The 22,571-nt window shown below is 71.3% G+C and carries 15 protein-coding genes; 9 read left to right on the forward strand and 6 right to left on the reverse strand.

Annotation, left to right across the window (positions count from 1 at the left end):
- Window positions 1-77: 77 nt before the first annotated feature.
- The 3 genes from AQJ27_RS31715 to AQJ27_RS31725 all read right to left on the reverse strand — a co-directional run bounded on the left by AQJ27_RS31715 (window position 78) and on the right by AQJ27_RS31725 (window position 5,707).
- The gene (locus AQJ27_RS31715) at window positions 78-1,577 is read right to left on the reverse strand and encodes a DUF5719 family protein (RefSeq protein ID WP_067376036.1); all 1,500 of its coding nucleotides are present in this window, start codon (window positions 1,575-1,577) and stop codon (window positions 78-80) included.
- Window positions 1,574-5,257: a glycosyltransferase gene (locus AQJ27_RS31720; protein WP_079065402.1), complete on the reverse strand. Its 3,684-nt coding sequence runs from the start codon at window positions 5,255-5,257 to the stop codon at window positions 1,574-1,576. Before AQJ27_RS31720 ends, AQJ27_RS31715 begins: the two co-directional genes overlap by 4 nt.
- A 186-nt stretch (window positions 5,258-5,443) precedes the next feature.
- Entirely contained in the window at window positions 5,444-5,707 is a 264-nt protein-coding gene (locus tag AQJ27_RS31725; protein ID WP_003975777.1) for a WhiB family transcriptional regulator, read from the reverse strand.
- A gap of 706 nt (window positions 5,708-6,413) precedes the next feature.
- Here AQJ27_RS31725 and AQJ27_RS31735 point away from each other — a divergent pair.
- From AQJ27_RS31735 to AQJ27_RS31750, 4 genes are all read left to right on the forward strand, one after another.
- Window positions 6,414-6,905 (forward strand): cysteine dioxygenase, encoded by a 492-nt coding sequence (locus AQJ27_RS31735; RefSeq protein ID WP_067376039.1) that lies wholly within the window; start codon window positions 6,414-6,416, stop codon window positions 6,903-6,905.
- Window positions 6,906-6,967: 62 nt separating this feature from the next.
- A complete protein-coding gene (cofD, locus tag AQJ27_RS31740) occupies window positions 6,968-7,927 on the forward strand; it encodes a 2-phospho-L-lactate transferase (protein WP_067376040.1) in 960 nt (319 codons plus the stop codon).
- The gene (locus tag AQJ27_RS31745; protein ID WP_079065403.1) at window positions 7,924-9,351 is read left to right on the forward strand and encodes a coenzyme F420-0:L-glutamate ligase; all 1,428 of its coding nucleotides are present in this window, start codon (window positions 7,924-7,926) and stop codon (window positions 9,349-9,351) included. Before cofD ends, AQJ27_RS31745 begins: the two co-directional genes overlap by 4 nt.
- 84 nt (window positions 9,352-9,435) lie before the next feature.
- Window positions 9,436-10,449, forward strand: a complete 1,014-nt coding sequence (locus AQJ27_RS31750; protein ID WP_067376041.1) for a DNA-3-methyladenine glycosylase family protein — start codon at window positions 9,436-9,438, stop codon at window positions 10,447-10,449.
- Between the two features lie 302 nt (window positions 10,450-10,751).
- Here the strand turns inward: AQJ27_RS31750 and manB are convergent, their stop codons facing one another.
- Together manB and AQJ27_RS31760 are read right to left on the reverse strand one after the other, a co-directional pair.
- The gene (gene manB / locus AQJ27_RS31755; RefSeq protein ID WP_067376043.1) at window positions 10,752-11,834 is read right to left on the reverse strand and encodes a mannose-1-phosphate guanylyltransferase; all 1,083 of its coding nucleotides are present in this window, start codon (window positions 11,832-11,834) and stop codon (window positions 10,752-10,754) included.
- Window positions 11,835-11,953: 119 nt separating this feature from the next.
- Window positions 11,954-13,288 carry a peptidoglycan recognition protein family protein gene (locus tag AQJ27_RS31760; protein WP_096240106.1) on the reverse strand — a complete coding sequence of 445 codons (1,335 nt, stop codon included), beginning with the start codon at window positions 13,286-13,288 and terminating at the stop codon, window positions 11,954-11,956.
- Window positions 13,289-13,417: 129 nt separating this feature from the next.
- Here AQJ27_RS31760 and AQJ27_RS31765 point away from each other — a divergent pair, with 129 nt between their 5' ends.
- The 4 genes from AQJ27_RS31765 to AQJ27_RS31780 all read left to right on the forward strand — a co-directional run bounded on the left by AQJ27_RS31765 (window position 13,418) and on the right by AQJ27_RS31780 (window position 19,769).
- Window positions 13,418-14,173: a TIGR03089 family protein gene (locus tag AQJ27_RS31765; RefSeq protein ID WP_067376047.1), complete on the forward strand. Its 756-nt coding sequence runs from the start codon at window positions 13,418-13,420 to the stop codon at window positions 14,171-14,173.
- Window positions 14,174-14,407: 234 nt separating this feature from the next.
- Window positions 14,408-15,742: an LCP family glycopolymer transferase gene (locus AQJ27_RS31770; protein WP_201264370.1), complete on the forward strand. Its 1,335-nt coding sequence runs from the start codon at window positions 14,408-14,410 to the stop codon at window positions 15,740-15,742.
- Window positions 15,743-15,986: 244 nt separating this feature from the next.
- Window positions 15,987-17,735 (forward strand): LCP family protein, encoded by a 1,749-nt coding sequence (locus AQJ27_RS31775; RefSeq protein ID WP_079065405.1) that lies wholly within the window; start codon window positions 15,987-15,989, stop codon window positions 17,733-17,735.
- 141 nt (window positions 17,736-17,876) lie between these two features.
- Window positions 17,877-19,769, forward strand: coding sequence for an LCP family protein (locus AQJ27_RS31780; protein WP_079065406.1), 1,893 nt, complete (start codon window positions 17,877-17,879; stop codon window positions 19,767-19,769).
- 88 nt (window positions 19,770-19,857) lie between these two features.
- Here the strand turns inward: AQJ27_RS31780 and AQJ27_RS31785 are convergent, their stop codons facing one another.
- Window positions 19,858-20,898, reverse strand: a complete 1,041-nt coding sequence (locus AQJ27_RS31785) for a glycosyltransferase family 2 protein (protein ID WP_067376053.1) — start codon at window positions 20,896-20,898, stop codon at window positions 19,858-19,860.
- 126 nt (window positions 20,899-21,024) lie between these two features.
- On the opposite strand from AQJ27_RS31785, the gene AQJ27_RS31790 reads away from it, so the two are divergent.
- On the forward strand, window positions 21,025-22,527 hold the full coding sequence (locus AQJ27_RS31790; RefSeq protein WP_439959853.1) for an LCP family protein: 1,503 nt from the start codon (window positions 21,025-21,027) through the stop codon (window positions 22,525-22,527).
- Window positions 22,528-22,571 lie beyond the last annotated feature (44 nt).

Here is a 22,571-nt window from a genome sequence, read left to right on the forward strand (position 1 = left end):
CGCCCGAGCAGTACCGGGAGCACGGTCGCGGCGCCACCGGGTCCCCCTCGATGACCCGGTGGATCACCCGTACGGGATCACTTCTTCAGCAGCACCGACAGATCCTGGTCCGCCTCCGGCACCGCCACCGTCCCGCGGTCGTCCGGGAGGGCCTGGATCGTGAACCCGGGGACGCCCTCCTGGGTGGAGGCGAGGGTCCGGGAGGCGTAGACGGGGCCTCCGGAGACGGGCTCGACCGTCAGGGCGTACGTCCCCTTGAGACCGGCCGGGACCGGTGCGTCGACGTCCTGGGTCGTACCGCCCTTGATCGTGTACGTCTTCGTCACCGCCGTACCGCCTTCGCTGCCGGCGGACGCGGTGACCTTGACCTGGGCGCTCTGGCCGGGGGCGGACAGGGCGAGCGTGGTGCCCTTGGAGCTGTTGTCGGTGACCGTCGCGCGCGCGCCGACCGGGCTGGTGGCCGGGATGAACGCCATCTCCTGCTTGCTGCCCTTGCCGCGCACCACCTGCAGGGCCGCGACGACCGGCGCCGAGGTTCCGGTGGAGGTGAGCACCAGGGAGCCCGCCTCGCCGCGTGTGACGTCACCGAGGTCGGCCGCCGCGGTCATGCCGGCCTTGACGTGCAGCGTCTCGTTCCCGGCCGGTGTGATCAGGCCCGAGGGCGAGGCGAGGCGGACCTTCAGGTCGGCGTCCTGGTCGCCGGGCGCGAAGGCGACCAGCCGCACGGCCGTGGCGTCCTTGGGGATGCCCGGCATGACGAGGCTGTCCGCCGGGTCGGTGGAGGCGGCCAGCCAGTCACCGCCGATCTTGTCGTCCAGGGCCTGGACGGCGGCGCCGACCCGGCCGCTGCGGACGGTCACGTGGACGGTGAGGTCGGCCTGCTGCCCGCTCGCGAGCGTGCTCAGCAGGATCGGCTCGCTGGCGTGCGGCTGGACCGTGATGCCCTCGCCCACCGTGGACTTGAGGGTGCCGTCCTTGCCGTACAGCTCGACGTCGACGACGGCCGCCGAGTCGTCGGGGTTGGTCAGGTGCACATAGTCGGTGCGGCCGGTGGCGGTACTGACGCCCGGGAACCAGAACTCGGTGTCCGGAGCGGTGCAGTTGGTGCCGAGCAGACCGCGGCCGGTGCCCGCGGCGACCGCGGTGGTCTCCTGGACGGTCCAGCCGGGCGCGAACTTGCCCTCGGCGGTGCCGACGAGGGCGGGCGGCTCGGCTCCGGAGCCGTCACCGGTGGCCGGCTTGCCGGGCTCCGCCGGCTTCAGGGCGGGCTTCGCGGTCTTCTTGCCGGTCTTCTTGCCGCCCGCGGAGTCCGCCGACTCCACGGCCGCGGCCTGCAGTTCGGCCTTGCCGCTGTCGGCGGCGCCCTGGGTGACGGGCGTGTACGACGTGTACGCCGTCTCCGCGATCTCGGAGGTGCTGGGCTGCGGGCAGAGCAGGCTGGTGCGCTCCACGGGCTGCTGGGTGGCCGCCTTGGCGGTGTTGTCGCCGGAGGCGGCCGGCGCGTTGAGCGAGGCGAATCCGGTGACGGCGGCGAGCGCGGTCGCGCCGGCGATCAGGGACAGGGTGGTGCGGTTCACTGCTGGCTCCCGTCGGGGCGCTCACTGTCGGTGCCGTGCGGCGGCTGCGGGGGCGTGTTCGGGTCGTAGGCGGCGTCGTAGCCCTGGCCGGTCCCGTCGTAGCCCTGGTACGTCTGCATCGGGTCGTACGGTGCCGTGCCCCCGTAGGCGTACGGGTCGTACTGGGCCGCCTGGTAGGGGTCCGCCTGGTACGGCTGCTGCTCGTAGGTGCCCGCCGGGTACTGCTGCCGGCCCTGGTACTGCTCGCCGCCGTAGGTGTCGTACTCGGCCCCCGCGTAGGTCGATGAGTCCCACTCGTCGTACGCCTGCTGCTGCGGGACCGACGCGGGCGTCCGCTCGGCCTCCTCCTCCGCAGGAGGAACGGCGCCCTCTTCCTGGACGGCCTGGTCGGACTGCTCCGCTTCGGCCTCGGCCTCGGCCTGGGCGCGCAGGCGGCGGGCGCGGCGGCCCTCGCCCGTGACGTCCTGGGCGGGGACGACCGGCTCGTCGGGGAGGTCGTCGTCGACGTCACGGCGCCGCCCGGGCAGGGCGAGGACCACCAGGACGACGGCGAGCGCGCCCTGGGCCCACAGCCAGCCGGTGTGGCTCATCGGGGCGTCGAAGGTGACGTCCAGCCTGCCGCCGCTCGCGGGCAGTTCGAAGCCCTGCGCCCAGCCGTCGACGGTGGTGCGGGTGAGCGGCTTTCCGTCCAGGGTCGCCGTCCAGCCCGCGTCGGCCGTGTCGGCGAGGCGCAGCACGCGGCCCTCTCCCCCGGAGGGGATGGTGGTGTGCACTTCGACGGGCCCGGCGGCGATGGACAGGGCCTCGCCGGACTTGGGGACGATCGAGGCGCGCGAGACCTGGCTGTCCAGGCGCCACAGAGCGCTGCCGTCCTGCTGGCTGAGCCGGGTCAGACCCGGGGTGGCGTCCAGGACACGGCTCATGTCGCGGGGCGCGCCCTTGCGGACCAGGACGTAGCGCACGGCGAAGCCGCCGAGCTGGTCGGCCTGGTCGGCGCCGGAGCCCGCGACGAGGTTGGCGACGACCTTGTCGAGCTTCTTGTTCTCGCCGTCCTCGGCCGCGAGTTCGCCGTCGCCCATGCGGGCGCCGGAGCCGCGGACCAGGGTGTAGCCGACGCGGGCGCCGGAGTCGCTGTCGAGGACGAGGGTGCGGGCCTGGTCGCGGGTGCCGCTCTCCTCGGCGACGAACGCGGGCACCTGCACCGGGTCGCGGCGCTCCACGGGGCCGTCGGCGCCGCCGAGGACCCATCCGGCGGCCAGCAGCAGCGGGCCTGCGGCCGAGGCGAACGCGATGAGCGCGGCGACCGGCTGGCGCCAGCCGAAGCTCTGCTCGGCCACCCGCGCGCGTGCCCCGTCGGCGCCGATGGTGGCGGCGGCGAGCAGTGCGAGGCCGTAGACGAGGGTGGCGGGTCCCGCCCAGGCCGACTTGTTGGACAGCACGGCGAAGACGAGCGCCACCAGGGCGACGACCCAGGCGGCCCACACCGCTCGCTGCCGCTCGCTGCGCATCAGGGCGGCCAGTGCCGCCAGCACGATGCCGATGAGCATCAGCCCGCTGACCGTGCCGGGACCGCCGGGGCTGGCGCCGAGCAGGTCGAGCGCGGAGGCCGCGCTCGCGCCGTAGGGCATCCCGGCTTCCTTGAAGAAGCCGAACGGGAGCAGCGTCAGCGACCAGGGGGCGAGGACCAGCAGCGGGGTGCCGAGCTGGGCCAGGAAACGCGGCCCGTAGGCGGTGATTTCCCTTCGGCGCACTACGAGGAGGGCGATTCCGAGGACCAGCGCGATGGGCCACACGATCGGCGTGAACGCGGTGGTGAACGTCAGCAGGAGGGCGTACGCCCAGGTGGCGCGCCAGCTGCCGCGCGCGCCGGAGGAGTGCGTCAGCCCGCTGGCGGCGATGCCCGCGCGCGCGATGAGCGGCAGCAGGATCGCGAGGACGGCGGTGCCGATGCGGCCGCCGGCGAGGGCGCCGGCGGCGGCGGGCAGGAAGGCGTACGCCACGGACGCCCAGGCGCGCAGCAGGCGCGACTCGACGAGGGGGCGCGAGGCGAAGTACGCGGCGAAGCCGGCCAGCGGGACGGAGGCCACCAGGAGCACGGTGACCGCGAGCCCGGTGGAGCCGAGGAGCAGGGAGGACAGCAGGGCGAGGAGCGCGAGGTACGGCGGCGCGGTCTCCGTGCCGCCTGCGCCCACCGGGTGCCAGCCGTCGGCGTAGCGCGACCAGAGCTCGGAGGCGTCGGCGGGCGCGGGCAGCAGCGCGCCGCCCGCGAGCGACCCGCTGCCGAGCAGGCCGCGGCAGGCCAGGAGGGAGACGAACAGCAGCACCAGGAAGAGCATCGGGCCGGGGTTGCGGGCGATGCGCTTGAGCCGGGCGAACTGCTCGATCTGCAGGAAGTCGGCGTCGTCGCCGCCGGGTCCGGACTCGACGGCGCCGCCGTGCCGTCCGGCGCCGGTGGTGGCGTCGGGGTCGTCGCTGCCCATGAAGTTGCCCGCGACCTGCTCGACCGTGGCCCGGACGGTTGCGCCGGGCGGCGGGAACAGCGGGCGCAGTTCGCCCTTGTCGACCTGGGGGCGACCGCGTCTGCGGCGGCCCGCGAGGATCCGCTCGGGGCGCAGCAGGATTCCCAGCAGGCCGCGGATCTCGTCGACGGCCTGTCCGGGGACCTTGCCCACGAGGTAGGCGACGGTGCGCAGCAGGGTGCCGAGGACGAGCCGGATCAGGATCCAGGGGAGCTGTGCCGTACGAGCGTTGACGAGGAGGGTGTAGACGGCACCCGCCTTGTCGACCTTGTGCGGGGAGGCGGCGGTGCGGCCCACGCAGTCGACGGTGCGGCGCTCGCGGGAGGCGGCCTCGGCGTGCCGGACGACCGCTTCGGGGGCGACCAGGACGCGGTGTCCGGCGGCCTGGGCGCGCCAGCACAGGTCGACGTCGTCACGCATCAGGGGTAGTCGGCGGTCGAAGCCGCCGAGTTCCTCGTAGACGTCGCGGCGGATCAGCATGCCGGCGGTGGACACGGCGAGCACGGGGTGGACGTGGTCGTGCTGGCCCTGGTCCTGCTCGCGGCGGTCCAGGCCCGTCCAGCGGCGGCCGGAGTTGGCGATGGTGACGCCGACCTCCAGGAGCGCTCGCCGGTCGTACCAGCCACGCAGCTTGGGGCCGACCACGGCGACGTCCCTGCCGAACTCCTGCTCGTTCTCCACGACCCGGAGCATCTGGGCCAGGGCGTCGGGCTCGGGGGCGCTGTCGTCGTGCAGCAGCCAGAGCCACTGCTCGGGCTCGCCGTGCGGGAGATCCGGCATGTCGTAGGCGTCGTCGCGCCAGGTCCGGGTGACCGGGTCCCAGCCGCTGGGGCGCTTCAGGTAGGGCAGGTCGTCCGGGGTGAGCACGCCGGCGCCGCGGGTGGCCTCCTCGACGGCCTGGCCGAAGCCGGTGCGCCGGGCGAGGTGCAGCACGCGGTCGGCGCCGAGTGCGTCGGTCAGCAGCTGGGCGGAGTCGTCCGCGCTGCCGGTGTCGGCCGCCACGGCGTTCTGCACCGGGCGCTCCTGGCCGAGCAGCCCGGCGAGCGCTTCGGGCAGCCAGCGGGCGCCGTCGTGGGAGACGAGGACCGCGGTCACCACGTGGCGCGGAAACTCAGGTGTGGCGGCGTCGTGTGGGACTGCCGAATGGCTGTGCACGGACATCGAGGTACGGGCCCCGGTTCGATGGACTGCGGTGGACGTCTGTGTCCGGCGAGGACAGCGGGACGTCTCGGACGAGGGCCCACACTAACGGCTGGGCAACACAGCGGCCCGCCGCCTGTGGATAACCCACCTGCGACGGGCCGTTCTTACCTGCCGGTATCGGTACGAGGGGTGCGCGCCGTGCGGTCAGACGGCGGCCTTCTTCAGCCTTCGGCGCTCGCGCTCGGACAGACCGCCCCAGATGCCGAACCGCTCGTCGTTGGCGAGCGCGTACTCCAGGCACTCGGAGCGGACCTCACAGGCGAGACAGACCTTCTTGGCCTCGCGGGTGGAGCCGCCCTTCTCGGGGAAGAAGGACTCGGGGTCGGTCTGGGCGCACAGCGCGCGCTCCTGCCAGCCGAGTTCCTCGTCCGCGTCGTCGACCAGCAGTTGCTGCACCAGCTCGGTCATGTGCGCCCCTCGTCTGTCTTTCGCGTCCCCGTGATGCTGCCGTTACCGATTTCGGCTGAACGACACGAGTGAAATTACAAGTGTGCCGATCCGGGCCAGTCAAGCCGAGATCTGCTATTGGGCCCCTTATTCACTCTGCGGAACCAAGGCTATGCGGAAAGTGTTCAAATCGGCATAAACCCTGACAGCCTCAAAGGGCCCGCCCGGACTTCCGACCCGCCACTGGGAAGGACGCCCAGAAGTTCGATCTCGTTCCGACGCGGACTCCGAAGCGAACCTGATCACATTTGGATCACGGGATCGCATCGAGGTTTGTGCGCCCGGTTGTGCGCCATGTGTCCGGGGTGGCCCCAGAGCAAACCTTTCGCCACACAGATGAACCGGATGAGGTGAAACATTTCCCACATAGCGGACATGAAGTTGACAGTCGAGGTGTGAACCGATGTCCTTATGGGCATGCTCGCGAACTTGGCGCTCACCTCGACCCGCACCGCCGGGTCCCACGGTGCTGCCCGCGCTCGCTGTAGCTGTTGTTGCTGTCCCAGCTGTTGAGCCGTACCGCGCTCCGGCTGCCTCGCCGCCACTGAGGCGAATCCCCGCCCCGCTTCCGGGACGATCGCCCGTACCAGGGCACCCTCCCCGTCCGCGACCCGGACGGAAACGGCCCCGCGACACCCCAGCTCTCCGCCGAGGAACCACCGCACCCATGAACAGCGACAGCGACCTCCAGATCGCCGGCGACATCCTCGAAGTACCGCACCTGCTCCAGCCGCCGCGCGAGCACCCCTCAACCGTGTCCGAGTTCGTCGGCCTGGCCCGCTCCATCGCCGCCGACCGCTCCCAGTGGGAGCACCTCGTCCAGTACGACGCGACCTCCCGCTGGTACCACCGGCTGCGCACCGGCCCCGGCTACGAGGTGTGGCTGCTGTCCTGGGTGCCCGGACAGGGCAGCGGACTCCACGACCACGGGCGCTCCTCCGGCGTACTCACCGTCCTGGAGGGCGCGTTGACCGAGCGCACGGAGCGCGACACCCGCGCGTTGGGGGCAGGATCCCAGCGGGTGTTCGCGCCGGGGTACATCCACGAGGTCGTGAACGACTCCCTGGAACCGGCCGTGAGCCTGCACGTTTACTACCCGGGTCTTACCGAGATGCCGATGCATTCGGCCCAGTGCGCCCCCGCCGTCGTCACGGCCTGAGGGCGCCCGCGGTCTCGTAACCGCCTCACGCGTTGTCGTACCCGCCTGCCAGACTGAACCCCATGCGCATTGTGGTTCTGGCAGGCGGTATCGGTGGTGCCCGGTTCCTGCGTGGTCTCCAGCGGGCCGTGCCGGACGCGGACATCACGGTCATCGGCAACACCGGCGACGACATCCATCTCTTCGGCCTGAAGGTCTGCCCGGACCTCGACACGGTGATGTACACGCTCGGCGGCGGCATCAACGAGGAACAGGGCTGGGGCCGGACCGACGAGACCTTCCACCTCAAGGAGGAGCTCGCGGCCTACGGGGTCGGGCCCGAGTGGTTCGGGCTCGGCGACCGCGACTTCGCGACGCACATCGTGCGGACGCAGATGCTGAGCGCGGGCTATCCGCTCAGCGCGGTCACGGAAGCCCTGTGCGACCGCTGGAAACCGGGCGTCCGGCTGATTCCCATGTCCGACGACCGCGTGGAGACCCATGTCGCCGTCGAGATCGACGGGCAGCGCAAGGTGATCCACTTCCAGGAGTACTGGGTGCGGCTGCGGGCATCCGTGCCGGCCGAGGCCGTGGTGCCGGTCGGCGCCGAGCAGGCCAAGCCCGCACCGGGTGTCCTGGAAGCCCTCGCGGAGGCGGACGTCATCCTCTTCCCGCCGTCCAACCCGGTCGTGTCCATCGGCACGATCCTCGCCGTGCCCGGCATCCGGGAGGCCATCGCCGACGCGGGCGTGCCCGTCGTGGGCCTCTCCCCCATCATCAGCGACGCGCCGGTGCGGGGCATGGCCGACAAGGTGCTGGCGGCGGTCGGCGTCGAGTCCACGGCCACGGCGGTCGCCGAGCACTACGGCTCGGGGCTCCTCGACGGCTGGCTCGTCGACACGGTGGACGCGTCCGCGGTGGAGCGGGTCGAGGCGGCCGGGATCCGGTGCCGGGCCGTGCCGCTGATGATGTCCGACCTGGACACCGCGGCGCAGATGGCACGCGAGGCGCTGACGCTGGCGGAGGAGGTGCGGGAGTCATGAGCGGACGACTCTCTCCGGCTTCGCCGGAACAAGCTCCTGCTTCTCCGGAACAAGGTCCTGAAGACGTTCCCGAACACGGTCCCGGGCAAGGGCGCGCGGGCGACCGGGAGGCGGACGCCTCCGTCGCCCCTCCCGGTTACCGGGTCTGGGCACTGCCCGGGCTCCCCGAGGTCCGACAGGGTGACGACCTCGGCAAGTTGATCGCCGTCGCCGAGCCCGGGCTGGTCGACGGGGACGTTCTCCTCGTCACCTCGAAGATCGTCTCCAAGGCCGAGGGGCGCCTGGTCGAGGCCGCCGACCGGGAGGCCGCCATCGACGCCGAGACCGTACGGGTCGTGGCGCGCCGCGGGGCCCTGCGGATCGTCGAGAACCGGCAGGGGCTCGTGATGGCCGCCGCCGGGGTCGACGCCTCCAACACCCCGGCCGGCACCGTCCTGTTGCTGCCCGAGGACCCCGACGCGTCCGCGCGGGCCATCCGGGACGAGCTGCGCGACACCCTCGGGGTCGACATCGGCGTCGTGATCACCGACACGTTCGGGCGGCCTTGGCGCACCGGGCTCACCGATGTCGCCATCGGCGCCGCGGGCGTACGGGTGCTGGACGACCTGCGCGGCGGCACCGACGCGCACGGCAATCCGCTGAGCGCCACCGTCGTCGCCACCGCCGACGAGCTCGCCGCCGCCGGTGACCTGGTCAAGGGCAAGGCCTCCGGGCTGCCCGTCGCCGTCGTGCGCGGGCTGCCCCACGTGGTGGCCGAGGACGACGGGGAGGGGACGCGGGCGATGGTGCGGGGCGCGCGCGACGACATGTTCCGGCTCGGCACGTCGGAGGCCGTACGGGAGGCCGTGACCCAGCGGCGTACCGTACGGGCCTTCACCGACGAGCCGGTGGATCCGGGCGCCGTGCGGCGGGCCGTGGCCGCGGCGGTCACCGCTCCCGCGCCGCATCACACCACTCCCTGGCGGTTCGTGCTCCTGGAGTCCGAGGAGTCGCGCACGCTGCTGCTCGACGCCATGCGGGACGCGTGGATCGCGGATCTGCGGCGGGACGGGAAGAGCGAGGAGTCGATCGCCAAGCGGGTGCGGCGCGGTGATGTGCTGCGCAACGCTCCGTACCTCGTGGTGCCGTGTCTCGTCATGGACGGGTCGCACACGTACGGCGATCCGCGGCGGGACGGGGCCGAGCGGGAGATGTTCGTGGTCGCCGTCGGCGCGGGGGTGCAGAACTTCCTCGTCGCGCTCGCCGGGGAGCGGCTCGGGTCCGCGTGGGTGTCGTCGACGATGTTCTGCCGGGATGTCGTACGGGACGTGCTGGAGCTGCCGGAGGGGTGGGATCCGATGGGGGCCGTGGCGGTCGGACACGCGGCGGAGGAGCCGCGGGCTCGGCCCGAGCGGGATGCCGGGGCGTTCGTCGAGGTGCGGTGAGAGTGGTGTGCGTCGAGAGTCGGGTGTTCGGGGAGGGTGAACGCCTACTCTCGTAGGGCACCCCGAGCTTCCTAGGACCTTTTCGTGGCTGGACGTTTCGCTCCTCGGCCGACGCGTACGACGGTGCGCGGCGGGCATGTCGCCGTGCCCGCGGATGCCTCCGGCGGGGTGCCTCGACAGGCGGTCACACCTGGGCGTACACGCACCTGGACGCCGCCCTGGCCGGTCGATCTCGGGCTCGTGCTCGGGCCGCTGCGCCGTGGACCCGGCGATCCGACCTTCCGTGCGACGCCGGACGGGGCCGTGTGGCGGACCAGCCGGACGCCCGCCGGGGCCGGGACGCTGCGGGTCTCGGCGCGGGACGGGGTGGTGCGGGGCGAGGCGTGGGGGCCGGGGAGCGAATGGCTGCTCGAACAGCTCCCCGAGATGCTCGGCGCGGCCGACGATCCCGACGCCTTCGAGCCTCGTCATCGGCTGGTCGCCGTCACGCGGCATCGGCGGCCGGGGTTGCGGCTGACGCGTACCGGGCTGGTGCTGGAGTCGCTCATTCCGTCCGTTCTGGAGCAGAAGGTCACGGCGGACGAGGCGTATCGGGCGTGGCGGTTGCTCGTACGGAAGTTCGGGGAGCCTGCGCCGGGGCCCGCGCCGGAGCGGATGGCCGTCATGCCGGCGCCGCGGACGTGGGCGCTGATTCCCTCCTGGGAGTGGCATCGGGCCGGGGTCGACAACAAGCGGGCGTCGACGATTCTGCGGGCCGTTCGGGTGGCGGGGCGGCTCGAGGAGGCGGTGGGGATGGAGCCGGGGGCTGCGCAGGCTCGGCTGGAGTTGGTGTCCGGGATCGGGCCGTGGACCTCGGCGGAGACCGTGCAGCGGAGTCATGGTGCGGCGGATTCGGTGACCGTGGGGGATCTTCATCTGCCGGGGATCGTGGGGTATGCGCTGGCGGGGGATCGGGATGCGGACGACTCCGTGATGCTTGCGCTGCTGGAGCCGTATGCCGGGCAGCGGCATCGGGCGGCTCGGTTGATTCTGTTGTCGGGGCGGGCGCCTGCGCGGCGGGTTCCGCGGATGCCGCGGGGGGACATCGGGCGGCTGTAGTCGTCCCGGGTGCGGGCCGGAAGTCTCTCGCCCCCGCCGCCCCTACCCGTCCCATCCCCAGGGGCTCCGCCCCCAGACCCCCGCCAGGGGCGCTGCGCCCCCTGGACCCCCGCACGGCCTGAACGGCCTCGTCCTCAAACGCCGGACGGGCTGAAGATGCGGGCCGGGGCAAGAGAGCCACGACCTCCCGCCCCGCCCCGGAACGCCGGTCGGCCCAAGGCTTCTAGGGGCGCGGGGAACTGCGCGACCAGCCCCCACGCACCCGCAGCCGAACACACCCACTCGCAGCCGGTCTGGGCGGTCTACTGGTCCGACGAGAAGCGGAGCGCCCCCGCTGGGATCTTGGCGTCACACCAGACTCTTACGCCCTCGCGGAGTTCGTTGTCGGGGCCGACCACCGCGCCGTCGCCGATGACCGCCCCGGAGAGGACGGTGCGTTCGCCGATGTGGGCGCGGGCGCCGATGAGGGAGTCGGTGATGACGGCGCCGGGTTCGACGACCGCGCCGGACAGGATCGTGCTGCCCGTGATGCGGGCGCCCTCGCCGATGTGTGCGCCGTCGCCGACGACCGTGCCGCCGGTCAGCTTGGCGTCGGGGGCGACCCTGGCCGTGGGCAGGACGAGACGGTCCCCGCAGCGGCCCGGGACCGCCGGGGAGGGCGCGCGGCCCAGGACGAGGTCCGCGGAGCCGCGTACGAAGGCCTGGGGGGTGCCCAGGTCGAGCCAGTAGGTCGAGTCGACCATGCCCTGGAGGTGGGCTCCGGTGGCCAGGAGGTCGGGGAAGGTCTCGCGTTCCACCGAGACCGGGCGGCCGGCGGGGATCGTGTCGATGACCGAGCGGCGGAAGACGTACGCCCCGGCGTTGATCTGGTCGGTGACGATTTCCTCGGGGGTCTGGGGCTTCTCCAGGAAGGCGGTCACGCGGCCTGTGGCGTCCGTGGGGACCAGACCGTACGCCCGCGGGTCCTCGACGCGGGTGAGGTGGAGGCAGACGTCCGCGCCGGTCGTCTCGTGGGTCGCCACCAGGGCCCTGATGTCCAGGCCCGTCAGGATGTCGCCGTTGAAGATCAGGACCGGCTCGTCGGGGCCGGAGTGCAGGCGCGCGGCCACGTTGCGGATCGCGCCGCCCGTCCCGAGGGGCTCCTCCTCGGTGACGTACTCGATGTGGAGGCCCAGCGCGGAACCGTCGCCGAAGTACGGCTCGAAGACCTCGGCCAGGTAGGAGGTCGCCAGGACGATGTGCTCGACGCCCGCCGCTCTCGCCCGCGCCAGCTGGTGGGTGAGGAACGGGACCCCGGCCGCCGGAACCATCGGCTTGGGGGTGTTCACCGTGAGCGGGCGCAGTCGGGTGCCTTTGCCCCCGACCAGGAGGATCGCTTCTGTCACCTGTCGTCTCTGCTTCCTGCCGGGACCGGCCGAAGGGTGGTTCGGCCGGCCAGTGTATGCAGTCCGTAGTAAGGGGCCGTCGACGGCAGTGGCGTTTCCTCGATGGCTCCGCGCAGACCTCAGCGGCCCTGGTAGCGGGCCGCGGCCGTTCTGGCCGAGCCGAGTTTGCCGTACAGAAGCCTCCCCGGGCACTCCGTGGCGAACCCGTCCCGATGGCCGGAGATCACGTTCAGTCGTACGTTCTTACCTTTTCGGTAGAGATTGCCACCGCCGGACTTCAGGTATGTCTTGCCGCGCGGATCGGCTCCGGAGAGACCGAGCTTCCATGCCGTGAGCCGCGCGATGGCGGTCACCGCGGCGGCGGCCGGCTTGGTGTTGCCGAAGCTGCCGAGGACCGCGATCCCCATGCTGTCGCTGTTGAAACCGCGGGTATGGGCGCCCATGACGGGCTTCGCCACACCCCCGGCGCGGCCTTCGTAGATGTTTCCGCACTTGTCGACGAGGAAGTTGTAGCCGATGTCGCGCCAGCCGCTGCTCACCACGTGGTAGCGATAGATACTGCGGATGACCGAAGGGGCCTGGGAGCAGCGGTAGTTGTTGCCCGAGGCCGTGTGGTGCACGAAGGCGGCCTTCACCTTTTTGGTGTACACGAAACCGCGCTCGCGCAGGCTCTCGTTCGCGCCCCAGCCGCGCCGGGTGACGATGCGCGGGCGTTCACCGATGTACGGCTTCACGAGCGGGGCGCCCTCGCGGAGGGCCGGGGCCTCGCGCTCGGTCTCGGCCCTGGACAGTGCCGGGATCTCCGAGGCGCCGAACGGGGCGAGGTCGGCGTTGCTTGCGAAGGTGGCGTACGTCTCGGCGCTCTCCGCGCCCGCGCTCCCGTCGCCCGCCGGCGCGCCCCGGGGCGCGGGTTCCGCGCCGGGGTCGACGAGTTCGAGGTGCATGCCTCTGGGGAGCGGCGACTCGCCGGCTGCCGTGGCTCTTTCGTCCACCTGCGCCTGGACGCGGACCTCGACCCCGTCCGAGTCGCCCACCCACAGGGGCGCCGTGGAGCCGCGCACCCGGCCCGAGTCGCCCTCGGCGGTGTCCGGGTCGGCCGCGTGCTCGTGGTTGTGGGTCTCGATGTCCTGCCAGCCGGACCAGCGGTCGACTCCGGCGGCGCGGGTACGGACCTGGACTCGGCCGTGCAGTTCGGTGTCGGGGTCGTCCCAGACGACCCCGACCAGTGAGAACGTCCGTACGCTCCGCCTGGTGAGGCCCTGTTCGGGCGCGTCGGGTCCGAGCGAGCGGTCGCCCGAGAGCGGGACCAGGGGGAGGGACTGGGTGCTGCCCGACACGGCGGGCTCGCTCCTCGCCGCCTGGGGTCGGGCCTGTGCCGGTGCGGACAGGGCCAGCGGAAGGGTGAGTGCGGCCGCGCAGGTGACGCCGACCGAGGAAGCAAGGATTCCATGCATGCCCCCGATCGTGGACATAGCCATAGATATCTGTCCATTGCGGATTTGACGGACCGTCGGGTCGCGCTCGGCCGAACCGGTGGCGCGGACGCCGCGTCCCGCCGGACACCCCCGCGTACGCTTGCGCGCGTGAACGCCACCGACCGCACCCCTGCCGACCTGCTGCGATCCGCGCTCGCCGCGGACCCCGCGCGCCCCCTGGTGACCTTCTACGACGACGCCACGGGCGAACGTGTCGAATTGTCCGTCGCGACCTTCGCCAATTGGGTGGCCAAGACCGCCAACCTCCTCCAGGGCGAGTTGTCCGCCGAGCCCGGCGACCGGGTGGCGCTGCTGCTGCCCGCGCACTGGCAGACGGCGGTGTGGCTGCTCGCGTGTTCCTCGGTGGGGGTCGTCGCGGATGTCGGGGGCGATCCCGGCGCCGCCGACCTCGTCGTCGCGGGGCCCGACACGCTCGAGGCCGGGCTCGCCTGCTCCGGCGAACGCGTCGCCCTCTCGCTCGCGCCGCTGGGACGCCGCTTCCCGACACCGCCCGCCGGGTACGCCGACTACGCCGTCGAGGTGCCGAGCCAGGGCGACCGCTTCCAGCCGTACGCGCCGGTGGACCCGGAGGAGGCCGCGCTGATCGTCGCCGGGGCCGAGCACACGGGGGCCGAGGTCGTCGAGCGGGCCCGGGCGGAGGCGGCCTCGCTGGATCTGACGGGGCCCGGGTCGCGGATCCTGTCCGCGCTGCCGTACGACACCTGGGAGGGGCTGAGCGCGGGGTTGTACGCGCCGCTCGCCGCCGGGGGGTCCGTGGTGCTCTGTCGTCATCTGGAGCGACTGGGCGAGGACGCGTTGGCCAAGCGGATCGAGAGTGAGCGGGTGACTTCGACGGTTCGGTAGTCGCCGGTCGCCTGTCGGGGCCAGCCCGTGGGGGGGGGCCGGTCGCCTGTCGGGGCCGGCCCGTGGGGGGCCGGTCACGCACGCTGTCCCGCCGCGGATCCGTACCTGCCGGGCCCCGCGCCCCTGACGGATCCCGTCACCCGTTCGGCCCCTTATCTGCCGCCGTCGCGGGGCCTCCGAGCCATGGTCGTAGGAGCACCGCACGCCCGCACGCCATGAGGGGTGGACTCCGACGTGACCGACAGGACAGGGCCGGGAGCGGGGGCTTCGCCCACCGGTGCCGGGCTCGCACGACGACGACGGCGACGCTGGGTGCAGTACTCGGCGCTCGGTGTCGCCGTCGTGGTCCTCGGTGCCGTCGGCGTCGGCCTGGTCGCGTACGAGAAGCTGAGCCGGAACATCACGGCCGACGAGGAAGCCGCCGCCGAGCTCGCCCGCTACGAGAAGGAGCGGCCCACCGCGCTGGTGCGCGACGCGCAGAACATCCTGCTGATCGGGTCGGACTCACGGTCGGGCGACGGGAACGAGAAGTACGGCCGGGACTCCGGGACCGAGCGCTCCGACACCACGATCCTGCTGCACCTGTCCGCGAACCGGCAAAGCGCCACCGCCGTCTCCCTGCCCCGCGACCTGATGGTGGACGTGCCGAGCTGCCGGCGTCCGGACGGCACCCGTACCCGGCCCATGTTCGCGATGTTCAACTCCGCCTTCGAGGTGGGCGGTTCGGCGTGCACGATCCGGACCGTCGAGAAGCTCACGAACATCCGTATCAACCACCACGTGGTCGTCGACTTCCACGGGTTCAAGGACATGGTCGACGCCGTGGACGGCGTGGAGGTGTGTCTGAAGGAGCCCATCGACGACAAGGCGGCCAAGCTGAAGCTGCCCGCGGGCAAGGTCGTCCTCGACGGCGAACAGGCCCTCGGCTACGTCCGCGCCCGCAAGAGCATCGGCGACGGCAGCGACACCGACCGGATGGAACGACAGCAGCGGTTCCTCGGCGCGCTCGTCAACAAGGTGCAGAGCAACGACGTCCTGCTCAATCCGGCACGGCTCTATCCCATGCTCGACGCGGCCACTTCGTCGCTCACCACGGACCCGGATCTGGCGAGCCTGCGCGGGCTGTACGACCTGGTCCGCGGCATGCGCAATATCCCTACAGAACGTGTCCAATTCCTGACGGTGCCGCGAACGTCGTACGTCTACAACGCCAATCGCGACCAGCTCGTGAAACCCGCGGCCGACAAACTCTTCGCCCTGCTGCGCGCGGACGCTCAGGTGGCGGTCGCGAAGGACCTTCCGACCGACCCGCCGACCGACCCGCTGAGCGGCCTTCCGACGGACCCGCCGAGCGGCCTTGCGACGAGTCTTCCGACGGACCATCCGACGGATTCCCCTGCGAAACGCAAGAACTCGTACGAGGGTGGTGGCGAAGGTACGTACGACTCGGCATTCGACTACGAAGCGGAGTCGCACGGCAACGGGAAGTCGAAGGGAAAGCGGCCCGACGCTCCCACATCCGCGCCGACTTTTCGCGGTAACACGGCGGCCGAGGACGCCTGCGGGTAAAGCGTGCGCCAAGGCGGGAACTGCGGAGCTGAGAAGTCTCTGAGAAATAGGGCGGATTGCCCAGTTGTAGGAAGGTGGAATTTGTCACCACCGTCGCTTGACCCTGAACCGGCCGGATAGTGTGAGCGATCCGGTGCACCCGGCCACGAGGTCCGTCCTGGGGGTCGCGCACTGCTGACCGAGACCCGAGCGTCCTTTGAGGGGGAAGGGCGCCGCGTGGCCCCGACGGAGGATTCAGACAACCGTGGACGCGCAAGGCCGTGGGCGGGCGGACGACATCGACCCCGCAGACCAGTGGGTACTCAACCCGAACACCGGTGAATACGAACTGCGACTGACCCCTTCCGCTCCGCAGTCGGGAGTCCCTAGACCGCGTCGGGGCAGCCCTTCGAACGCGGGACCGGGAGCGGGGACGGGGACACGTGCGCGCCGGGCGCCGGAACGAGAGAGTCCGGCGAAGCCGGGCCCCGACGTGCCCGGGCCGCGGCGGCGCCGCGGCGCGCCGGCCGAGCCACCGCCGGGCCGTCGCAAGGGCCGGACGCAGCCGAAGAAGTCGAAGGCGAAGAAGATACTGCTGTGGACCGGCGGCTCGATGGCCTTCGTGCTGGTCGCCGTCTCCGCCGCGGGGTATCTCTACCTCAGGCACCTTGAGGGCAACGTCAGCACGACGGACGTCGGCAGCGCGGGCAAGAAGGGCTTCAGCAAGGACGAGGCCTTCAACATCCTGATCATCGGCACCGACAAACGCACGGGCGCGGGCAACGAGGGGTACGGCGACGCGGGCAGCGTCGGGCACGCCGACACCAACATCCTGCTGCACGTCTCCAAGGACCGTACGAACGCGACCGCGTTGAGCATTCCGCGTGACCTGATCGTCGATGTCCCGGACTGTCCTACGAAGCAGCCCGACGGCACCACCAAGGTCGTCCCGGGTACGCAGAACGTCCGCTTCAACACCAGCCTGGGCCAGGACGGCCGGGACCCGGGCTGCACCATGCGTACGGTCAAGGCGGTCACCGGCATCCCGGTGGACCACTTCATGATGGCCGACTTCAACGCGGTCAAGACGCTGACGAGCGCGGTCGACGGTGTCGAGGTGTGTGTGGCGCACGCCGTCAACGACAAGGAGTCGCACCTCAAGCTGCCCGCGGGCAAGTCCAAGGTCGAGGGCGAGCAGGCTCTCGCGTTCGTACGGACCCGGCACAGCTTCGGCAACCAGGGCGACCTCGACCGCATCAAGGTGCAGCAGCAGTTCCTGGGCTCCCTGATGCGCAAGATGGCCTCCAGCGACACCCTCACCAACCCGGCCAAGCTGATCAGCCTGGCCGAGGCCGCCACCAAGGCGCTCACCGTGGACACCGGGATAGGAAAGGTCAGCACCCTCAAGGACGTGGCCCTGGAGCTGAAGAAGGTGCCCACGAAGAACATCACCTTCACCACGGTGCCGGTGCTCGACAACCCCGCCGAGAAGGTCAAGGCGACCGTCATCGTCAACCAGTCGCAGGCCCCCGCGGTCTTCGACGCGATCAAGAACGACGTCTCCTTCACCGCCGTGAAGCAGAAGGAGAAGAAGGAGAAGGCCGAGGTCGCCGCCCGCCTCAAGGGCACCCGTTCCTCCGCCGCCGACATCCGCGTCGACATCTACAACGGCGGCGCCCCCGGCGGCAGCGCACAGGAGACTCTTAACTGGCTGCAGAATACTGAGGGCGTGCTCAAGTCCAGCCAGCTCGGTAACGCCGACGCAACACTGAGCAAGACGACCCTGGAGTACGCTCCCGACCAGGCCGATCAGGCGCGCAAACTGGCGGACCTCATGGGGCTGTCCGCTTCGGCGTTGAAGCCTGGCAAGAGCGAGAAGAACTCACAGGGTCTGCCCGCGATCGTGCTGACCCTGGGCAAGGACTTCAAGGGCGCAGGGGTGTCGTTGACCACTCCGACCAAGGCGCCCGAGGTCGACAAGTCCACGGCGGACAAGACAGTGTGCGCCAGTTGATGACCTAACGGGTCTGTCAGACGTCTAACAGGGCGCGGGGGCGTCCGGGCCGGACGCAAGGGGTGTCCGGCCAGACGTACGCGTCCGATCGGACGCGGGACGGACCCGTTTGTCAGGCGCAGGGTGGGGAGGGGCAGGGAGATGGCGCGAAGCGGTGTGCGTGGGGAGGGGGCTCGACCACGTGTCCGACAGGCCGACGATCTGGGCTGGGACGACAGCCTGTACGACGAGAACGGCGATCCCACCGACGGAGGCGGAGCTTCCGGCGGCAGAGTCGGCGATGCCACCAGCAAAGGCAGTGGCTCCACCAGCAAAGGCAGTGGCTCCACCGGTAAAGGCAGCGGCTCCATCAGTGGAGGCAGCGGCTCGAGCGGCAAGGGCGGCGATTCGGCCGACGCCGACGGCCGAGGCGCCGGGCGCGACGGGCGGCCGGTCGACAAGGACGGCGACGACGCGTCGGCCGAACCGCGGGGCCAGGGCCGGCACGGCGGTGGCGGCGGTCGTCGGCGCGGGGGCGGCGACGGCGGGCACCCACGACGCAGACGCCGCATACTGCGCTGGTCGGCGTCGGTCCTGGCGCTTCTGATACTTGGCACCGCGGGCGCCGGTTACCTCTACTACCAGCACCTGAGCGCCAACATCAAGAAGGACGACCTGAACCTCGGCGACGAGAAGGACCGGGCGGCCAAGAGCAAGGCGAACGCGGCCGGGCAGACCCCCCTGAACATCCTTCTGATCGGCTCGGACGCCCGGGACACCAAGGAGAACCAGTCCCTCGGCGGCGCCAAGGAGACCTTCGGCGGTACCCCGCTCGCGGACGTCCAGATGCTGCTGCACCTCTCCGCCGACCGCAGCAACATGTCGGTGATCAGCATGCCGCGCGACACCCTGCTGAAGATGCCCAAGTGCACGGACCCGGACACCAAGAAGGTCTACCCGGCGACCGTCGGGCTGGTGATGACCAACACCTCGCTCGGGCGCGGCGGTCCGGGCTGCACGGTGGCCACCTGGGAGAAGCTCACCAAGATCCACATCGATCACTTCATAAAGATCGACTTCTCGGGTGTGGTGTCGATGGCGGACGCGATCGGCGGCGTCCCGGTCTGTGTGGACGCCAACATCTACTCCAAGGACAGCCAGGGCCACGGCTCCGGGCTGAAGCTGAAGAAGGGCACGACCTCCGTCAAGGGCACACAGGCCCTGGCGTGGCTGCGGACGCGGTACGGCTTCGAGGACAACACGGACATCGGCCGGACCAAGGCCCAGCACCAGTACATGAACTCGATGGTCCGCCAGCTGCGCGAGAACGCCACGATCAGCAACCCCGGCAAGCTGCGCAGCCTCGCGGAGACCGCCACCAATGCGCTGACCGTCGACAAGGGCCTGGGCAGCCCGCTGAAGCTCTACGACCTCGGCAACGAGCTCAAGAAGGTCGAGCCGAAGCGCATCACGATGACCACGATGCCCTGGCAGTGGGCCGTGTCGGACAGCAACCGCGTGGAGCCCAAGCCGGTCGAGGCCGAGCAGTTGTTCCGTCTCGTCCGTGAGGACATCGCGCTCGACGGCAAGGACAAGAAGAAGACGGCGACCGCGGTGAAGGCCTCCACGGACCCGGCCGCCGCGGACGACCAGATCGGTGTGATCGTGCAGAACGGCACCCGCACGGCCGCGCTGGGCCCGGTCGGCGGACGCGCGCGCACGGTGTCCCAGCTGCTCGTCGGCAAGGGCTTCACCAAGGCCGAGGCGGACACCTCGACGGCGACCGCCGAGGAGACGACGGTGATCCGCTACCCGAGCGCCGATCTGCAGGGCGACGCCCAGGCGGTCGCCAAGGCGCTGGGGGTCCCGCTGAGCGCGGTGAAGAAGTCGACGGACGTCTCGGGCGTCACGCTCGTGGTCGGCGCCGACTGGCGCGAGGGCACGACGTACAAGGCGAAGGCGCAGGACAACACGACGCCGGAGTCCGCGGACGTGCTCAACGGCGCCAAGACCGACGCCTGTATGCACGTCAACAAGGACTACACCTGGTCGTAGGAAACCGCACCTGGCCGTAGGCCGGTCGGCAGAAAGCGGTTGGGCCCCTCTCGATGTCGAGAGGGGCCCAACCGTTCATGGATGAGGCTCAGTTGGCGGGCTCCGTGGAGCCGAGTACCGCCGGGCGGCGGGAGGCGATGACCTTCTTCGCCAGCGCCTTCGGGCTGGTGAGGAAGCCGAAGCCCCACGACATGTGCATGGTCGCGAGGGCGACGGGGATCTGCAGGCGTGCCTTCAGGGGCAGCCCCTTGCCCGCGGGCAGCGAGCCGGCGACTATCGCCGCGAGATAGCCGCCGGGGATCACGAAGCCCCAGGGCGTCAGCGCCACGCCCACCACGACACCCGCCGCGATCGCGCACACGGCGGTCGGCGGGGCGAGGTAGCGCAGGTTGATGGAGCCCTCGTGGTAGCGGGCGACGACATGGCGCCAGCGTCCGTAGTCCTTGTACTGCTTGGCGAGCGCCTTGACCGAGGGCCGGGGCCGGTAGGACACCCGCAGCTCGGGCGAGAACCAGATGAGGCCGCCCGCCTCCCGGATCCGGAAGTTCAGCTCCCAGTCCTGGGCGCGGATGAACTCCTCGTTGTAGCCGCCCTGCCGCTCCAGGGCCTCGCGCCGGAAGACACCGAGGTACACGGTCTCGGCGGGACTCGCCTCGCCCCCCGTGTGGAAGGCGGCGTTCCCGACCCCGATCTTCGAGGTCATCGCGGCGGCGACCGCGTGCTCCCAGTCGTTCTCGCCCTCGGCGTGCATGATGCCGCCGACGTTCTGCGCGCCGGTCTCCTCCAGGAGCCGCACGGCGGTCGCGATGTAGTTCGGGGAGAGCATGCCGTGCCCGTCGACGCGCACGACGACGGGATGCCGGGACGCCTTGATCGCCGCGTTCAGCGCGGCCGGGGTGCGCCCGGTGGGGTTCGGGACGGTGTGGACGCGTGGGTCTTCGCGTACGAGCTCGGCGGCGATCTCGTCCGTACGGTCCGAGGACGGACCGATGGCGATCACCACCTCCATCTCGCCGTCGTACTCCTGCGCCAGGATCGCTTGGACGGCCCCGCGCAGATGCCGCTCCTCGTTGAGGACGGGCATGATCACAGAAACGGCGGGGGGCCGCACGTCAGACTTCTCGCTCATCGGACGTCACGTTACCGCGAATGGGGGACACGGGCGCGCGCCGCCCGGTCCACGGGCCGGGCAGCAGATCGTATGGGCCTACGGTGCTCACGGATCCCCACGTTCACCCCCGCGGAGGTGTCCCCCTTGCCCACGCCGCCCCGCTCCCCCGCACGCCCGCAGCCCCGCCCCCAGAACCGCCCGCAGCCGCCCCGCTCCCGGCGGCCTCCGGAGCGGTCCACCGTACGGCCCCCCGTACGGAGGAAGAAGCCGCGCTGGGCCATGCGGGTGGTCACCACGATCTCGGTGGTGGTCCTCGCCTCGGCGGGCATCGGACACGCGGTGGTCACCAGCCTGGGCGAGAACATCGCCCGGGTCGACCCCTTCAAGGACATGAAGAACCGCCCCGCAGGGGGCCACGGCATGAACGTGCTGCTGGTCGGCACCGACGGCCGCGACAAGATCACGGAGGAGGAGCGGCGGAAGTACCGTCTGGGCGGTGCCCCCTGCCACTGCACCGACACGATGATGATCGTGCACATCGCCGCCGACCGGGAGCGGGCCAGCGTCGTGAGCCTGCCGCGCGACTCGTACGCCGAGGTGCCCGCGCACACCGACCAGACCACCGGCGCCGAGCACGGCCCCCACCCGATCAAGCTCAACGCGGCGTACGCGGAGGGGGGCCCGCAGCTGACCGTGCGCACCGTCGAGAACATGACCCATGTGAAGATCGACCACTACTTGGAGGTCGATTTCACCAGCTTCATGCGGACGGTGGACGTGCTCGGCGGCGTGAGCATCTGCACCGCAAAGCCCCTCAAGGACTCGTACACCGGACTCGACCTGAGCGCCGGCACGCACACGCTGAGCGGCGGGCAGGCACTCCAGTACGTACGGTCCCGGCATGTCGACGGCGCCTCCGACATCGGCCGGATGCAGCGCCAGCAGCGGTTCCTGGCGGCGCTGATCGAGCGGGCCACGTCGTCGGGGGTGCTGCTGAACCCGATGAGGTTCCGTGACGTCACCCGGGCCGTGCTCGGTTCGGTCCGCGCGGACCAGGGGTTCGGCACGGACGAGCTGCTGGACCTCGGCCGGGCGATGCGGAACTTCTCCCCCTCCTCCTCCGAGTTCACGACCGTGCCGATCGGGCAGATGGCCTACGTCGTCAAGGGCATCGGTTCCACACTGAAGTGGGACGACAACAAGGCCGGCGCGCTCTTCCAGTCACTGCGCGACGACAAGCAGCTCTCTCCCCCGCACAAGGCCGCGCGCGCCAAGACCGTGCGCGTCGAGGTGGCCCCGCAGCAGATCCAGGTCCAGGTGGAGAACGGGACGCCCACGGACGGCCTCGGCAAACGCATGGACGGCGCCCTGGCCGCCACCGGGTTCCGCACGACGGGCCGGCCCGTCAACGCCCAGGACCGCGGCGCCCGGCACAGCGTCATCGTCTACGACCCGCGCTGGGACCGCTCCGCGAAGTCCCTCGCCGCCGCGCTCCCGGGCAGCGAGCTGCGCGAGGTCAAGGGGCAGGGGCCGCTGCTGAAGGTGATCGCCGGGGCGGACTTCAAGGAGGTCACACGGGTCCGGGTGCAGGATCCCTACCAGGGGGAGACCCGGGTGGTGACGGGGGATCAGGTGGTGTGCACGTAGGTGACGCGCGCGTCCACGGAGCACGCGAAGGGCCCCGCCGTACC

Source organism: Streptomyces olivochromogenes (genome assembly GCF_001514115.1).
Lineage (GTDB): Bacteria > Actinomycetota > Actinomycetes > Streptomycetales > Streptomycetaceae > Streptomyces > Streptomyces olivochromogenes.

What these genes read in the sequence shown, in the direction of transcription:
- AQJ27_RS31735 (WP_067376039.1), top strand. Translation starts at nt 6,414, where the DNA reads ATGAACAGCGACAGCGACCTCCAGATCGCCGGCGACATCCTCGAAGTA.
- AQJ27_RS31785 (WP_067376053.1), bottom strand. Translation starts at nt 20,898, where the DNA reads ATGAGCGAGAAGTCTGACGTGCGGCCCCCCGCCGTTTCTGTGATCATG.
- AQJ27_RS31720 (WP_079065402.1), bottom strand. Translation starts at nt 5,257, where the DNA reads ATGTCCGTGCACAGCCATTCGGCAGTCCCACACGACGCCGCCACACCT.
- AQJ27_RS31780 (WP_079065406.1), top strand. Translation starts at nt 17,877, where the DNA reads ATGGCGCGAAGCGGTGTGCGTGGGGAGGGGGCTCGACCACGTGTCCGA.
- AQJ27_RS31760 (WP_096240106.1), bottom strand. Translation starts at nt 13,288, where the DNA reads ATGCATGGAATCCTTGCTTCCTCGGTCGGCGTCACCTGCGCGGCCGCA.
- AQJ27_RS31745 (WP_079065403.1), top strand. Translation starts at nt 7,924, where the DNA reads ATGAGCGGACGACTCTCTCCGGCTTCGCCGGAACAAGCTCCTGCTTCT.
- cofD (WP_067376040.1), top strand. Translation starts at nt 6,968, where the DNA reads ATGCGCATTGTGGTTCTGGCAGGCGGTATCGGTGGTGCCCGGTTCCTG.
- AQJ27_RS31725 (WP_003975777.1), bottom strand. Translation starts at nt 5,707, where the DNA reads ATGACCGAGCTGGTGCAGCAACTGCTGGTCGACGACGCGGACGAGGAA.